Source organism: Streptomyces boninensis, assembly GCF_048572725.1.
In the GTDB taxonomy this organism is placed as follows: Bacteria; Actinomycetota; Actinomycetes; order Streptomycetales; family Streptomycetaceae; genus Streptomyces; species Streptomyces boninensis.
This window is the reverse complement of record NZ_CP183837.1, coordinates 9,287,806-9,302,963: the sequence shown is the minus strand read 5'-3', so window position 1 is coordinate 9,302,963 and position 15,158 is coordinate 9,287,806. Positions and strand designations below refer to the sequence as shown.

Here is a 15,158-nt window from a genome sequence, read left to right as displayed (position 1 = left end):
GCGCGGGGCGGCCCGGATGGCGGAGTGGGGCGGGTCCGGGCGGCCTTGGAGAGCGATTTCCGAGCGTGCTATAACGGCGCACATGGCCAGACCGCCGACCCTTGAGGACGTGGCCCGGGCAGCAGGAGTGTCCCGGGCCACGGCCTCGCGCGTGCTCAACGGGACCAGGAATGTGGACCCTGAGCTGCAGGAGGCGGTCCGCTCGGCGGTGGCGAGCACGGGGTACGTGCCGAACAGCGCGGCGCGGTCGCTGGTGACGCGGCGCACGGGAGCGGTGGCGCTGGTGATTTCGGGGGCGGGGGACGAGGGCGACGACACCGATGGTGACGGCGAGGGGGCGTACCGCCGCCAGGTCCTCTCCGACCCCTTCTTCGGCCGCGTCGTGGACGGCGCCATCGGCGCGCTGCGCCCGTACGGCATGCACCCGCTGCTCATGCTCGCGGAATCCGCCGAGGCACGCGCAGAGGTGGTGGACCGCCTGCGCCAGGGCATGGCGGACGGCGCTCTGCTGGTCTCCACGCACGGCGAGGACCTGCTTCCCGGCATGCTGACATCCGCCGGCGTCCCGACGGTCCTCTTCGCCCGCCCGGCCCGCCCGGTCCCGGCCAGCTACGTAGACCTGGCCCACCGCGACGGCGCCCGCCTGGCCGCCGAACACCTGATAGCCCGCGGCTGCGAGCGGGTGGCAACGATCTCCGGCCCCCTGGACGTCCTGGCGGGCCAGGAACGCTTCGCCGGCCTACGCGAGGCCATGGAACGCCGCGGCCACCCGTACCTCCCCTGCGCCGAAGGCAACTTCACCAGGGAAAGCGGCGAGGAGGCAATGACCCGCCTCCTCCGCGAACACCCGGACCTGGACGGCGTCTTCGCCGCCAACGACCTCATGGCCCAGGGCGCCCTCCACGTACTCCAGCAACACGGCAAGCACATCCCCACCGACGTAGCCGTAATCGGCTTCGACGACAGCAGCGCCGCCACAGCCACCCGCCCCACCCTCACCACCATCCGCCAGCCGGTCGAGGACATGGCGGGCGAAATGGTCCGCATGCTGGTGGCCGCCCTCGACGCGCCGGCCGCCAGACCTTCCTCGGTGATCTTCGAACCCAGCCTGGTGGTCCGCGAGTCGGCGTGACAGATCGCCCTACTGACTGTCCGGCGTGACGGACGTCGTGACCGGGGTGCCTGTTTCGATGGTGCGGCTTACCGTGCAGAGGCGGTCGTGGGAGGTTTTGATGGCGCGGGGGAGGATGGTGCGGGCGCGGTCGCCTGTTTCGCCGGCGGGGAAGGTGACTGTGAAGGTGGCCTGGAGGTCGGTCATGCGGTTGCCTTGGTCGTCTTCGACCTTGTTGCCGGTGACCGCGACCGTGAATTCGGTCGGTTCCGCGTGGCGGGTCGTGGCGACGTCCACGTCGGCCGCGGTGCAGCCGCCGATCGCGGCGAGCAGGAGCTCGACCGGGGTGAAGCCGGGGGCGGAGCCGGTGGCGAAGCTGAGTTTGTCGCCGCGGGCGTTGGTGGCGGTGAATTCGCCGGGGGCGGTGCGTTCGACGGTGACGGAGCGCAGGGAGTCGGAGTTGGCTGTCATGACGACGACAGTACTGTCGAGTCCGGTCGACTCCGCGCCTATTCGATCAGTACGTCCCAGAGTCTGATCACTCGGTCCACTCCCCCGCTGGCCAGCGTACGGCCGTCCGGGCTGAACGCCAGGGTGTGGATCGGGCCGGTGTGGCCGTCGAGCGCGAGGCGCTGGTCGCCGGTGGCCGGGTCCCAGAGGCAGATCACGCCGTCGTAGCCGCCCGTCGCGAGGGTGTGGCCGTCCGGGGCGAAGGCCATGGCGGTCCTTCCCTCCGGCTGTCCCTCCAGCAGCCGCAGGTCCTCGCCGGTACGGGCGTTCTTGAGGTGCACGGCCTGGTCGCCGGGGGCGGTGGCCAGCGTCTCCCCGTCCGGGCTGAAGACGAGACTCGTATACGGGTTCCTGGTCAGCTTCCAGCGCTGCTGGCCCGTGGGTACGTGCCACAGCCGCGTCGTCCGCGAGTCGCCGCCGCCCACGATATCGCGGCCGTCCGGGCTGAACGCCATGGCGCTCACCGACCCGCTGCCCCACTTCATCACGTGTCCAGGCGCTCCCGTACGCGCGTCCCACAGCCTGATCCCGCCGCTGCCGCCGGTGGCCAGGACGGCGCCGTCAGGGCTGAATGCCACACAGTGCACCCCCGTCACCCAGCCCGTGTACTTCACGGTCAGGCGCTGCTCACGGCTCGCCGCATCCCATAGCACGATGTTCTTCCCGCATCCGGTGGCAATGGTGCTGCCGTCCCCGCTGAAGGCGACGGCCGCCGGCATCGTGCTGCCCATGGGCAGCGGGGGTTTCGGTTCGCCGGTGCGCGGATCCCACAGGCGTACGAACTTGTCCCAGCTGCCGCTGGCCAGGGTGCCGCCGTCGGGGCTGAAGTCGAGGGAGGACACATTGCGGCGGTGGCCGGACAAGGTGAAGGACGGCTCGAGGCGTGGGCCCCGGCCACGCGATCTCCGTGGGGTGGCGGACTCGGCCGGCGGCCCGCTGGAGGAGCGTTCATCGGCCTGTACGCCGGCCAGTTCGTGCGCCACCACCCGCGCGTCGGGGCGTGCCGCGGGGTCCTTGGCGAGGAGGGTGAGCACCAGGTCGTCGAGGTACGTCGGCAGCTCCGGGCGCAGCTCGCGCGGCGGGGCAGGAGCGTCCTCCACATGCTGGTGAAGCAGGGCATATACGGACCCAGCCGCGGCGAACGGCGCGCGTCCCGTGAGCATCTCGTACAGGATGCAGCCAAGCGAATACAGGTCGGCGCGAGCGTCCACGCCCGTGCCCCGCCACTGCTCCGGTGCCATGTACAGCGGCGTCCCCAGCACACTCCCCGCCGTGGTCAGCGCGGCCGAGGCATCGGCGGTCAACGCGATGCCGAAGTCGCAGATCTTCATCTCGTCGCCCGGCTGCACGAAGAGATTCCCCGGCTTCAGGTCGCGGTGTACGACGCCGCGCCCATGGGCCGCCGCCAGGGCCACGGCGGTCTGCCGCGCCACGTCCACGGCCCGCTCGACAGGCAGCGGCCCGCCGCGCTCCGCCAGCACGTGCCCCAGGTCCCGGCCGCGCAGCAGCTCCATCACGATGAACAGGAACCCGTCGTGCTCCCCGGCATCGTGCACCACGGTGATCCCGGGATGCTGCAGCCCGGCGAGGATCGCCGCCTCCCGCTGAAAGCGCCGCACCGCGCTCGCACCGCCCAGCGACGACAGCACCTTGACCGCCACATCCCGCCGCAGCAGCGACAGGTCCCGGGCGAGCCACACCTCCCCCATGCCGCCGCGGCCCAGCAGTTCCTTCAGCTCATAGCGGCCGCCCAGCGTCACCCCGGCGAGCTCCATGGCCCAACACTATGCGCTCACTGCTTGACGGACCCGGCGTTCGCACCGCGTACGAACTGCCGCTGGAAGCAGAAGAACAGCACCGCCACGGGGATCGTCGACAGCGCCGCTGCCGCCAGCTTCAGCGGGAACTGGTTCCCGCCGCCGAGACCGCCCGACACGAAGCGGGCGAGGCCCGTGGTCAGCGTCTCGTACTGATCGGACTGGGTGGAGACCAGGAAGTGCGTGAACTCATTCCACGAACCCTGAAAGGACAGGATCGTCAGCGTGATCAGCGCCGGCCGCGCCATCGGCAGCACCACCGACCAGAACGTCCGCACCACCCCGGCCCCGTCGATCCGCGCCGCCTCCTCCACCTCGCGCGGCAGCGTCTCGAAGAACTGCTTCATGATGAAGATCCCGCCCGCGTCCACGAGCAGCGGCACCACCATGCCGGAGTACGTGTCGAACATGCCGAAGGTGTTGAGCACCAGGAACTTCGGGATCAGCAGCACGATCCCGGGCACGGCCATCACCCCGATGATGAATCCCGTGAGCAGCACCCGGCCGCGGAACCGCAGCCGCGCCAGCGCGTACCCCGCCATGGAGTCGAAGAGCACCCGGCCGCCGGTGACCAGGACGGTCACGACGACCGAGTTCGACAGCCAGCGCAGGAACGGCACGCTGTCCGACTCGCTGAGGCCGAAGAGCCGTTGGTACGCGGCCGTGGTGGGAGTCGTCGGACACAGCCCCAGCGGGTTGCCGGAGGCGTCCGCCTCGGTCTTGAAGCTGTTCGCCACCTGCAGCACGAACGGCAGCAGATACAGCAGCGCGAGCCCGGCGACCAGCGCGTAGCCGAGGACGCGGGCCGGGCGCGGGAAGCGCCCCAGCACCGGCTGCTCGACGGGACCGGTCATGCGTGCCTCCGCTCGCGCAGCAGCCACCGCTGCAGCCCGACGAGCGCCAGGATCAGCGCGAAGAGGATGAAGGCGATGGCCGCGCCCTGACCGAAGTCGGCGTTGTCGAAGGCGGATTTGTACGAGAGGTAGGCCGGGGTGAGCGTGGTGTTGGAGGGCGAGCCCTGGCTCATCACGTACACCATGTCGAAGACCTGCCAGCTGCCGATCAGCGCCAGGGTGAGGACCAGGAAGAGCACCGGGCGGATCGCCGGCAGCGTGACGTGCCGCAGCAGCTGGCGCCGGTTCACGCCGTCCAGGGCGGCGGCCTCCTCCAGCTCCCGCGGCACGTTCTGCAGCGCGGCCAGGAAGATGAGCATGAAGGTGCCCGAGGTGGTCCACGTGGTCATCAGGATCATGGTCAGCAGCGCCACCGAGGGTCCGGCGAGCCACTCGCTCATCGGCAGGCCCATCACGCTCGCGCCCGCGCCCGGCGGATGCGCCGGGTCGACCAGGCCGAGGCCGCCGAGCAGCACCCACACCACGCCGCGCGGGTCGTTGAGCCAGTTGGGGCCTTTGATGCCGACCCAGGACAGGAGGCTGTTGACCGCGCCGCTGCCCTGGAAGAGGAAGAGGAAGACGGTGGAGACGGCGATGGAGGAGGTGACGGACGGGAAGTAGAAGCCGGTGCGCAGCGCTCCGCGGCCGCGCAGCAGCCGCTGGTTCACGATCATCGCGAGGGCCAGCGAGACGCCGGTGGCCAGCGGCACGGCGAGCAGCACATAGAAGGCGTTGTTGCGCAGCGAGGTCGCGAACAGGGTGCGGTCCAGGCCGTCTTCGGTGATCAGCGAGCGATAGTTGTCCAGGCCGACGAAGGCCGCCTTGCCGCCGGTGAACGGGTTCGACTGCCCGTCCCAGTCCAGCAGCGACACCCACAGCGCCATCACGATCGGCAGCGCCATGAACAGCCCGAGCACGGCGACCATGGGGCTGACGAACAGCCAGCCCCAGGGCCCCTCGCGACCGCGGATGCCGGACGCCCGCAGCCTCACTTGGCGCTCTCTTCGATCACCGGCTCCCCGTTGCGCTGCAGGTCGGCGAGGATCTTCTGCGGGTCGGCGGTCTTCAGCCCCAGCAGATCGCTGTTGAGCTGACCGGTGACCTTGTCCATGCCCTTGACCGTCACCGGGCCCTGGATGCCGTCGCCGACCGGCGTCCACGGCTCCCGGTCGGGGTGCTTCGCGAAGTAGTCCTCGGCGGCGGAGGCGCGGGCCGGGATGGCGCCGAAGCCCTCGCCCATGGCGAGCTGCTGCTTCGGCTCGGCGAGGTGCTGGACGAGGTCGACGGCGGCCGCGCGGTGCTTGGACTTCTGCGCGACGCCCCAGCAGGTGGTGAAGGCGAGGTTCCCCTTGCCGCCCGGGCCCTCGGGCATGGCCGCGAGCCGGTAGCCGGTGTCCGGGAAGTCGTTCTTCATCTGCCCGGCCAGCCAGCTGCCCTCGATGGTCATGGCGGCCTTGCCCTGCCCGAAGGCCTCACCCGCATTGAGGGAGTCGACGTTCTTGGCGTACTTCCACCAGCCCGCGTTCAGGCCCTTCTTGACGAATCGGAGCGCTCGCAGATTCTCGTCGGAATCGGCGGTCATCTTCGTCTGCCCGGCGTTGGTGAGCCAGCCGCCGGACTCCTTCATGAAGGCGCCGAGCCGCTGGTACTCCTCGCTGGTGACCAGCCCGGTGACCTTGCCCTTGGTGAGCTTCTTCGCCGCCGACTCCAGCTGCGCCCAGGTCTTGGGGTAGTCCTTCGCGGTCAGCCCCGCGTCCTTCCAGAGCTCGGTGTTGATGGCCAGCGCGAGCGAGCCCGCGTCCTTTGGTACGCACATGGGCTTGCCGTCGTACGTGAAGGACTGGCGCAGCGTCCGCGGGAAGTCGTCGACGTCGTGGATCTTCCCGGCGTACGGGTACAGCGAGCCGCCGGCGGCATAGTTGGCGAACTGGTCGGAGTTGACGTAGAAGACGTCCGGCGGATTGCCGCCCGCGAAGGCCTGGCCCAGCTGCTGGTTCATGTCCTTGGCTGTTTGCACGGTGACCGTGTTGCCCGACTTCTCGGCGTATCCGGCGACCGCCTTCTTCACCGCCTGTGTCTCGGCGGTGCCGGAGGAGGCGATCAGCACGGTCAGCTTCTGCTTGCCGCCGTCCTCTTGGGCGGTGTCGCCCTCGTCGAAGCCGGAGGAGCAGCCGGCCGCGAGGAGGACGGCGCAGCCGGCCAGGGCAGCTATGGGGGTGCGCTTCTTCATGAGGGTCTCCGTGATGATGCGGCTCGGGGGAGGATGCTTCAGTTCTTGTCGGCCGCGTCGCCGTGGGTCGGCGACGAGTCCCGGACGACGAGTTCAGGGGCGAGCAGCGGTCGCTCGGGCGCGCGCGCCGGGTCGGCGATGCGGGCCAGCAGCAGCCGCATGCACTCCCGCCCGGCGGCGTCGAGAGGCTGGGCCACGCTGGTGAGCGGCGGGGTGAGCAGGCCGGCGGCCGGGGTGTCGTCGAAGCCGGTGACCGCGACGTCGGCGCCGGGGGTGCGGCCCCGTTCGGCGACCGCGCGGTAGCAGCCGACGGCGAGGGTGTCGCTGGCGGTGACGACGGCGGTGGCGCCGGCGTCGAGGAGGGGGCCGACGGCGGCGCGGGCCAGGTCCACATTGTCGAGGCTCTCGGCACGCCGTCCACGGACCGGCAGGCCGTGCCGCCGCATGGCGCGCTTCCAGCCGGCGGCGCGGTCGTCGCCGGCGCCGGAGCCGCGCGGCCAGCCGAGGAAGGCGATCTTCCGGTGGCCCTGGGCGACCAGGTGCTCAACCGCGGCGTCCGTGCCCGCGGCGCCGTCCACGTCGACCCAGTCGCCGATCTGCCGGCCCGACCACATGCGGCCGAAGGCGGCGAACGGCACGCCGCGCTTGTCCAGCCAGGCCTGGCGCGGGTCGCCGTGGCCGGTGGCGCTGAGTACGAACCCGTCGACGCTGTACGTGTCCAGCAGCTCCTGGTAGGCCTCCAGCACCTTCGGTCCCTCGGGCGCGGCGAACAGCAGGATGCGGTGTCCGGACTCGTCCGCGGTCTCGGACAGGGCGTGCAGGAAGCGGTCCATCACCGGCGAGGTGGTGCCCGGCTCGACGGGCTGGATGCCGTAGCCGATGAGCTTGCTGGAGCGGGTGCGCAGCGTCTGGGCGGCGCGGTGCGGGCGGTAGCCGAGGGCGTCGATGGCCTGCCGTACCCGCTCGAGGGTGTCGCGGCGCAGCAGGTCGGGCGCGTTAATGGCGTTGGAGACGGTCTGCGGGGAGACGCCGGCGCGGCGGGCGACCATCGCGAGCGTCACGCTGCCGGCCGCCCCGGACCGCTGACCTGGTGTCTGCGCCATCGCTCTGTGTCTCCTCGGCTTATTGCCTCAAAATTCGGTCAGTTGGAGCGATCAAAGAGGATTGCTGACCGGATGAACTGCATCTACAGTCCTTGGAACGCTCCAATGCCTCAGAGATTGGGCCCTGTTCGACATGAGTGTCAAGACCTCGGCGCTGCAGCCTTTTCTGCACGACAGCTGCATCACCCTGCATGCGCCGAGCTTCACCGCCTCCCGCCCCGACGGGCAGCTGCGCGACGGCGCGGACGGCTTCTACCACGGCGAACGCCGCGCCCTCGCCCGCCTGGAGATCAGCGCCGACCGCGTCCCGGCCGCGCCGGTCGCGGGCGGGTCGGAGGGCGCGGACCGGGCCCTTTTCCGTACGGTGCTGCGCGGCGTCGCGGAGTCGACCGCGGACCCTGCGGTGGTGCTGGAGCGGCGCCGTACCACCGCGCCCGGGCGCCTGACGGAGTCGCTGCGGGTGGTCAACTCCGGCCGGATACCGGCACTGATCCGCCTCACCGTCGCCGCCGCCACCGACCTGGCGTCCATGGAGCAGGTCAAGTCCGGCACGCCCGTGGCACCGGTGCCCGCGAAGGTGGAGATCGCCACCGGCGCGGCGCTGCTGTGGATCGGCGACACCGTGTCCGTACGACTGGCGAGCACGCCCGCGCCCACGGGCATTGAGGCCGGTCCGGAGCACGGCAGGCTGCACTACGACATCGCGCTGCCCCCGGGCGAGAGCTGGACGGCGGAGCTGGTGTGCACGGCCGAGGACGCGGAGGGCGAGCCCTTCCCGGCCCCCATCGCCGAGTCGGCGCCGTGGCGCACCCCGCAACTGCGCAGCGCCGACCGCCGGTTCGACGACTGGCTACGCGTGTCGCACGCCGACCTGCGGCGGCTGCTGCTCGCCGACCCGGACCGGCCGCAGGACGTCTTCCTCGCGGCCGGCGCCCCCTGGTTCGCGACCCTCTTCGGCCGCGACTCGCTGTGGGCGGCCCGCATGCTGCTGCCCCTGGGGACCGACCTGGCCGCGTCCACCCTGCGCGTGCTGGCCCGCCGGCAGGGCACGGCCACCGACCCACGCACCCAGGAGCAGCCCGGCAAGATCCTGCACGAGGTCCGCCGCGCGGGCCTGCGGCTGCCGCAGCACCGGCTCGACACGCCACCGGTGTACTTCGGCACCGTGGACGCCACCCCGCTGTGGGTGACGCTGCTGCACGACGCCTGGCGCTGGGGCCTGGACCCGGCCGAGGTCGAGCGCCTGCTTCCGTATGCCGAGGCCGCCCTGGCCTGGATGCGCGACCACGGCGACGCGGACGGCGACGGCTTCCTGGAGTACGTCGACGTGACCGGCCGGGGCCTGGCGAACCAGGGCTGGAAGGACTCCGGCGACGCCATCCGCTTCCGCGACGGCCGGCTCGCCGAGCCGCCGATCGCGCTGTGCGAGGTGCAGGCGTACGCGTACGAGGCCGCCCGCGGCGGCGCCTCGCTGCTGCGCGCCTTCGGCCGGCCGGGGGCCGACGGGTGGGAGGAGTGGGCGGCGCGGCTGAAGTCCCGCTTCCGCAGCGCCTTCTGGGCCGAGGACGACCACGGCCCGTACCCGGCCGTCGCCCTGGACCGGGAGAAGCGCCGGGTCGACTCGGTCACCTCCGCCTTCGGCCATCTCCTCGGCACCGGCCTGCTGGACCAGGACGAGAGCGCGCTGCTGGCCAAGCGACTCGCGGGCCCTGACCTCGACGCGGGCTTCGGGCTGCGGACGCTCAGCAGCGACTCCGGCGGCTACAACCCGCTGGGCTATCACATCGGTTCGATCTGGCCGCACGATACGGCGATCGCCGTGCACGGCCTCACCCGCGCAGGCCACCCCGGGACGGCCGCATCGCTGGCGACCGGGCTGATCCGCGCGGCGGGCGGCTTCGACGGGCGGCTGCCGGAGCTCTTCGCCGGGTACGGCACGGACGCCGGGGCCCGCCCGGTCCCGTACCCCGCGTCCTGCCGGCCGCAGGCCTGGGCGGCCGCATCCGCGGTGCTCGTGCTGCAGTCGCTGCTCGGCCTGTCGGCCGACGTCCCGGGCGGCACGCTGACGGTGGCCGCTCAGGTGCCGCGGGACCTCCGCCCGTTGCACGTCGTGGGGCTCGAAGCCGGCGGCCGGCCGCTGGAGTTCACGGTGGCGGCGGACGGCGCCGCCGACGTGGTGGCGGCGGCCGGACTCACCGTGCAGCGCCGCGGCTAGCAGAGTCAGACTGCCCCGCTGCCGCCGTACAGGACGGGGTTCAGCGGCGTGTCCGGGACCTGGCCCACCTCCGCGCCCGGCATCCAGCCGCGGTCGGCGATCTGGTTGTCGTTGGTGGGCTCGGCGACTCTGATGTCGGCGTCCATGTAGATGACGGTCATGACGCGGCGCGGCACCGTACCCCTGTTGGGGCCCGCGTGGTGGAAGGTCCAGCCGCGGTGGAAGCTGGCGTCGCCGAGGGCGAAGGGGCGGGTCACGTCCGCGAAGTCCTGTTCGGCGACGGCCGCTCGCAGCCGCGCCTCGGACTCGTCGGAGATCGGCAGGTCGCGGCCGTAGGCGAAATTGTGGCTTCCGCGGGCGAAGGCCAGGGGGCCCATGGCGAGCGGGGTGTCCTGGAGCGGCAGCCAGAGGGTGAGGCAGCGGTCGGAGGACAGCGGCCAGTAGTACTGGTCGGCGTGCCAGGGGGTGATGCCGCCGCCCGGCTCCTTGTACAGGGCCTGGTCGTGGTAGAGCCGCACCGCGTGGACGCCGAGGAGGCGGGCGGCGATGCCGGCCAGGCGGGCGGAGAAGGCCAGCTGCCTGACCCGCTCGTTCTCCCGCCACAGGTTGGTCACCTGGAGGAATGCCTTGCCGTACGTGTCCCGTTCGGCGAGCGGCAGCTGCTGCGTGTTGAGCCGGATCACCTCGGCCGTGATCGTCGGCTCGTATGCCGCCACGGTCTCCGGCGACAGCACGCCGGAGAGGTGGATGAAGCCGTCGCGGTTGAAGTCGGCGGGCGCGGTCGCGGCGAGGCCCTCGTACGGGGTGTCGAGCTCGGCGACGGGTGCTTCCGGGATTGCGGTCATGGCACCACCGTCGCAGTCCGCGAACGTCCCTCACCACGCCACGATTGCCCACTTCCGGTACGCAGTTGCCACACTGGACGAGGCGCCGTCACGGACTAGGGTGGCGTCGTGAAGCCGCGCTTCGAGCAGCCGGGCGTGCCGGACGGCACCACCTTCAGCTGCTTCATCCGCCGCCAGGAGTCCTTCGACTTCGCCTGGCACTTCCACCGCGAGTACGAGCTGACGCTGATCACCGAGGGCTCGGGCACCCGCTATGTGGGTACCACCGTGGAGCGCTACGAGCCGGGGGACCTGGTGCTGCTGGGCCCCGACCTGCCGCACACTTTCGCGTCCGAGCCGTACGAGGGCATGGCCGAGGCGGCGGTCGCGCAATTCCGGCACGACTTCCTGGGCCCGGACTTCTTCGGCCTGCCGCAATTCCGCCCCCTGGCCGGGCTGCTCGCGCACTCCGTCCGCGGGCTGCACTTCGGCCGGGTGTCAGGGGAGGTGGCACGCCTCCTTGCGGATCTCCCCCGCCTCCCGCCGGCCGCCCAGACGGTGGCCCTCCTCACCGCCCTGCAACACCTCACCAGCGACGCCACCGCCACCGCGATCACCGGCCCCGGCTACGCCCCTGCCCCTTCCCCCGCGGTCCGGGAACGCATCGACGCCGTCTGCCGGCACCTGCGACAGACCCACACCCAGCCCGTGGACCAGACGGCGGTGGCAGCCCTGGTCCACATGTCCCCCACCTCCTTCAGCCGCTTCTTCCGCCGCGCCATGGGTCGTACGCTCACGGACTACGTCAACCAGCTCCGCATCGAAACGGCCTGCACACTGCTGACGGACACCGCCCTCCCCGTCACCGAGGTCGCAACGCGCAGCGGCTACCAGAACCTCTCCAACTTCAACCGCCGCTTCAAGGAACTGAAAGGACTGCGGCCGACCCAGTACCGGGCGTCTCACTTGGGGCGATCAGCCGATGAGGTCGTCGAAGGTGACGGTGCGGTCGCACCAGCGGGTCAGTAGTGGCTTGTCGTGGCCGACCGCCAGGAGGGTGGCGCCCGTGGCGGTGCGGTAGTCCTCGACGGCTGTTACCAGGGCGGCTGTCGTGGAGGCGTCCAGCATCGCCGTCATTTCGTCGCAGATGAGGATGCGGGGCTTCAGGACGAGGGCGCGGGCGAGGCAGGCGCGTTGGAGCTGGCCGTCGCTCACCTCGTGAGGGCGGCGGGTGAGGAGCTCGGGGGTGAGGCCGACTACCGGGGCGAGTTCCGCCAGGCGCGCCTCGATCTCCGGCTTGCGGCCCGTCGCGCGGAGGGGCTCCGCGATCGTGGCGTGGAGGGTGAGGCGCGGGTCGGCGGACAGGCGGGGCTGCTGGAAGACGACGCCGATCGCCGTGCGGTGGGCTCGGTCCGCGCGGTGGCGCCAGCGGCGGATCGGGGTGCCGTCGAGGTGCACTTCGCCGCTGTCGGGGCGGTGGAGGAGGGCGGCGATGCGGGCGAGGGTGGACTTGCCGCAGCCGCTGGGGCCGAGCAGGGCGACCGATTCGCCGGTGGTCAGCGTGAGCGACGCGTCGCGGACGACAGGACTGCGGGGGTCGTAGCCCGCGGTGATGCGGGTCAGTTCGAGGGCGGCGTCAGCCACGGCTTGGCTCCGGGTCGAGGGTGTGGTGGCAGGCGGCACCGTCGCGGGTCGGCGGCAGGACCTCGCAGGCCTCCGTGGCGTACGGGCAGCGCGGCGCGAAGGCGCAGCCCGGCGGGAGGCTGTCCAGCTCCGGCGGCAGGCCGGGGATGGGCGTGAAGGCGCGTTCCGGCAGCGCCTCGAGGAGGGCGTGGGCGTACGGGTGCCGGGGGCCTGACCCCTTGAAGAAGGCGTCCGCGGGGGCGGTTTCGGCGATGCGGCCCGCGTACATCACCGCCACCCGGTCGGCGATGCGCTCCGCCGCGGCGAGGTCGTGGGTGATGATCAGCAGCGTGTGGCCGCCGTCGACGTGGCGGCGCAGCTCGTCGGCGGTGGCGTCGACCAGGTCCCGGTCGAGGCCGGTGGTCGGTTCGTCGGCGAGCAGCAGAGGGGCGCCGCTGACCAGGGCGAGGGCCGTAGCGGCGCGCTGGGCGAGGCCGCCGGAGAGCTCGTGCGGATAGCTCTCCAGGTGCGCCGTGGGGAAGTGGGCGCGGGCAGCGGCCGCTTCGGTGGCCGCGGGCAGGTCGGCCCTGGAGGTGTCGGTCAGCTCCCGGATGGATTCTGCGAGCTGGGACCTGACCGTACGCACCGGGGTCAGGTGCGCGGCCGGGGACTGCGGTATCAAGCCGATGCGGCGGCCCCGGACCGTTCGAGCCAGGTCCTGCTCGCTCGCCCCGAGCAGCTCTACCGGAGCGCCGCGGCCGTCGTCGAGGGTCGCGGCGCCTGCTGTTTCGGCGTTCGCGGGCAGCAATCCCAGGAGCGCCGAGGCGAGGACCGACTTGCCGCAGCCGCTCTCCCCGACGAGCGCGAGGCACTCCCCCGCCGCCAGGTCGAACGACACGTCGCTGACGGCCGCGATGTGGCGGCCGCCGGGCATGCGGAAGCGGACCGACAGGTTGCGTACGGAGAGCACCGGGGTCACAGCATCAGCTCCGATCGGCGGCGTGGGTTGAGGCGCTCGCGCCAGGCGCCGGCGAGCCCGGCCACGGCCAGCGTGGGAATCACGATGAACAGGCCGGGGAACGCCACCGGCCACCAGTCGCCGGCAAGCAGCGCGCCACGGGCGCTGTTCACCATCGCGCCCAGGCTGGCGGTGTGGTTCGGGAGCCCGAGGCCGAGGAACGACAGCGCGCTCTCGTGCCAGATCGCATGCGGGATCATGAGCACCGCGGCGAGCGCCGCCTGCGGCAGCACCCCCGGGATGAAGTGCCGTACAGCGAGCCGCCGTCGGGACGCGCCGCCGGAGATGGCCGCGTCGATGAAGGGGCGGCCGCGCAGCGACAGCACCTCCGCCCGGACGATACGGGCCGTGGACACCCAGTGCGTCAGGCCCACGGAGATCACGACCGGCCACACCCCGGGCCGGAACATCGCCACAATGAAGATGCCCAGCAGCAGATGCGGCACCGCGGAGAAGGTGTCCACCACCCGCATCACCAGCCGGTCGGCGCGGCCGCCGAGGGCACCGGCCAGCGCGCCGATGGCCGTACCGAGAACGGTCGAGACCAGCGCGGCGACGACGCCGACGAGGAGCGAGACGCGCAGCCCGTACACGCTGCGGACGAGGACGTCGCGGCCGACCTCGTCGGTGCCGAAGGGGTGCGCCAGGGACGGCGGCTGGAGCTTGGCCGCGATGTCGACCGCCTGCTGGTCCAGCTGGACCAGCGGCGGGACGAGCAGCACGGCGAGGACGACCAGGCCGACGAGGGCGGCGGAGATGCGTATCCGCCAGGTGCGGGTGCTGCGCTGCTTGGCGCCACGCGTGCGCCAGATGGTCGCCTCAGCCATCGAATCCCACTCTCGGATCGGCCAGCCCGTACAGCAGATCGGACACCAGATTCCCGATCAGCACCGCCGCCGTCCCCAGCACGGTCAGGGCGGCAAGCAGCGGAAAGTCGACCGCGGTGGCCGCCTCGACGGTGGCCGCCGCGATGCCCGGCCAGCTGAAGACGGTCTCGATCAGCAGGGCGCCGGTGATGAGTTCCGGGATGCGGGTGCCGATGAGCGTGAGTACGGGCAGCAGCCCGGACCGCAGCGCATGCCCGAAGAGCACCGTCCGCGGGGCCAGACCGCGGGCCTTCGCCCCGCGGACCGGGTCCTCGTCGAGGGCGTCGCCGACGCCCTGGCGGACGTACAGGACGAACCACGGCAGCTGGGAGACGGCCAGCACCGCGGCGGGCAGCAGGATGTGGCCCGCCACTTGCCCGAAGGTCACGGCATCCGTGCCGGCGTCCGTGAGGCCGCCCGCCGGGAGCACGTCGAGCTGCAGGGCGAAGAACCAAACGGCGAGCAGGCCGAGCCAGAACGGCGGCGCCGCCTCGAGCCCGTACGCCACGGACGACACCGCCCGGTCGAACATGCCACCCCGCCGTCTGGCCGCGAGCACGCCCAGCAGCGTGCCCACCACCAGCGCGAAGACGAAGGCGAGGGCGCACAGCAGCACGGTCCAGCCGATCCGTTCGCCGATCACGGTGGCGACCGGCTGCCGCATGCTGCTGGACTCCCCCAGGTCGCCGGAGAGCGCCGAGGTCAGCCAGTCCCACCAGCGCTGCGCGAAGGGATCGTCGACGCCGAGGTTGGCGCGCAGGTCGGCGAGGGCTTCCTTGGAGGCGGTCATGCCGGCGGTACCGGCGTACGCGCGGACCGGATCGAAGGGCGAGGCCGCGGCGATGGCGAAGACGCCGAAGGTGACGGCGACCAGGACGGGCGCCGCGTAGAGCAGGCGGCGCCCGGCCATCCGCGCCATTGCCATGACCGGCAGGGTGCGGGCCGCGG

The 15,158-nt window shown here is 72.1% G+C and carries 14 protein-coding genes; 3 read left to right on the top strand and 11 right to left on the bottom strand.

The genetic code is table 11. From position 1 onward, the window contains the following. Positions 1 to 82: 82 nt before the first annotated feature. Positions 83 to 1,132 (top strand): LacI family DNA-binding transcriptional regulator, encoded by a 1,050-nt coding sequence (locus ACNNMR_RS41850; RefSeq protein ID WP_419999988.1) that lies wholly within the window; start codon positions 83 to 85, stop codon positions 1,130 to 1,132. 9 nt (positions 1,133 to 1,141) lie between these two features. On the opposite strand, the gene ACNNMR_RS41845 is transcribed toward ACNNMR_RS41850, so the two are convergent. From ACNNMR_RS41845 to ACNNMR_RS41820, 6 genes are read right to left on the bottom strand one after another with little or no spacing between them, the layout of a single operon-like run. Further along, a complete protein-coding gene (locus ACNNMR_RS41845; protein WP_419999987.1) occupies positions 1,142 to 1,582 on the bottom strand; it encodes an OsmC family protein in 441 nt (146 codons plus the stop codon). Positions 1,583 to 1,620: 38 nt separating this feature from the next. Further along, positions 1,621 to 3,396, bottom strand: a complete 1,776-nt coding sequence (locus ACNNMR_RS41840) for a WD40 repeat domain-containing serine/threonine protein kinase (protein ID WP_419999986.1) — start codon at positions 3,394 to 3,396, stop codon at positions 1,621 to 1,623. Positions 3,397 to 3,413: 17 nt separating this feature from the next. Further along, a complete protein-coding gene (locus tag ACNNMR_RS41835) occupies positions 3,414 to 4,292 on the bottom strand; it encodes a carbohydrate ABC transporter permease (RefSeq protein WP_419999985.1) in 879 nt (292 codons plus the stop codon). After that, entirely contained in the window at positions 4,289 to 5,323 is a 1,035-nt protein-coding gene (locus ACNNMR_RS41830; protein WP_419999984.1) for a carbohydrate ABC transporter permease, read from the bottom strand. Before ACNNMR_RS41830 ends, ACNNMR_RS41835 begins: the two co-directional genes overlap by 4 nt. After that, positions 5,320 to 6,561 (bottom strand): sugar ABC transporter substrate-binding protein, encoded by a 1,242-nt coding sequence (locus ACNNMR_RS41825; RefSeq protein WP_419999983.1) that lies wholly within the window; start codon positions 6,559 to 6,561, stop codon positions 5,320 to 5,322. Before ACNNMR_RS41825 ends, ACNNMR_RS41830 begins: the two co-directional genes overlap by 4 nt. A gap of 38 nt (positions 6,562 to 6,599) precedes the next feature. After that, positions 6,600 to 7,664: a LacI family DNA-binding transcriptional regulator gene (locus ACNNMR_RS41820; protein ID WP_419999982.1), complete on the bottom strand. Its 1,065-nt coding sequence runs from the start codon at positions 7,662 to 7,664 to the stop codon at positions 6,600 to 6,602. 133 nt (positions 7,665 to 7,797) lie between these two features. Between ACNNMR_RS41820 and ACNNMR_RS41815 the strand changes: the two genes are divergently transcribed. Further along, complete coding sequence (locus ACNNMR_RS41815) at positions 7,798 to 9,879, top strand: glycogen debranching N-terminal domain-containing protein (RefSeq protein WP_419999981.1); 2,082 nt, start codon at positions 7,798 to 7,800, stop codon at positions 9,877 to 9,879. 5 nt (positions 9,880 to 9,884) lie between these two features. Here ACNNMR_RS41815 and ACNNMR_RS41810 read toward each other — a convergent pair whose 3' ends face one another. After that, positions 9,885 to 10,724 carry a phytanoyl-CoA dioxygenase family protein gene (locus tag ACNNMR_RS41810; protein ID WP_419999980.1) on the bottom strand — a complete coding sequence of 280 codons (840 nt, stop codon included), beginning with the start codon at positions 10,722 to 10,724 and terminating at the stop codon, positions 9,885 to 9,887. A 108-nt stretch (positions 10,725 to 10,832) separates the two neighbouring features. On the opposite strand from ACNNMR_RS41810, the gene ACNNMR_RS41805 reads away from it, so the two are divergent. Next, positions 10,833 to 11,732, top strand: coding sequence for an AraC family transcriptional regulator (locus ACNNMR_RS41805; RefSeq protein ID WP_419999979.1), 900 nt, complete (start codon positions 10,833 to 10,835; stop codon positions 11,730 to 11,732). Here ACNNMR_RS41805 and ACNNMR_RS41800 read toward each other — a convergent pair. From ACNNMR_RS41800 to ACNNMR_RS41785, 4 genes are read right to left on the bottom strand one after another with little or no spacing between them, the layout of a single operon-like run. Beyond that, positions 11,679 to 12,347 carry an ABC transporter ATP-binding protein gene (locus ACNNMR_RS41800; protein WP_419999978.1) on the bottom strand — a complete coding sequence of 223 codons (669 nt, stop codon included), beginning with the start codon at positions 12,345 to 12,347 and terminating at the stop codon, positions 11,679 to 11,681. The genes ACNNMR_RS41805 and ACNNMR_RS41800 overlap by 54 nt on opposite strands. Further along, positions 12,340 to 13,260: an ABC transporter ATP-binding protein gene (locus tag ACNNMR_RS41795; protein WP_420000653.1), complete on the bottom strand. Its 921-nt coding sequence runs from the start codon at positions 13,258 to 13,260 to the stop codon at positions 12,340 to 12,342. The genes ACNNMR_RS41800 and ACNNMR_RS41795 overlap by 8 nt, the downstream gene beginning before the upstream one ends. A 41-nt stretch (positions 13,261 to 13,301) precedes the next feature. Further along, complete coding sequence (locus ACNNMR_RS41790) at positions 13,302 to 14,171, bottom strand: ABC transporter permease (protein ID WP_419999977.1); 870 nt, start codon at positions 14,169 to 14,171, stop codon at positions 13,302 to 13,304. Beyond that, positions 14,164 to 15,129, bottom strand: coding sequence for an ABC transporter permease (locus ACNNMR_RS41785; RefSeq protein ID WP_420000652.1), 966 nt, complete (start codon positions 15,127 to 15,129; stop codon positions 14,164 to 14,166). The genes ACNNMR_RS41790 and ACNNMR_RS41785 overlap by 8 nt, the downstream gene beginning before the upstream one ends. Between the last annotated feature and the right edge of the window lie 29 nt (positions 15,130 to 15,158).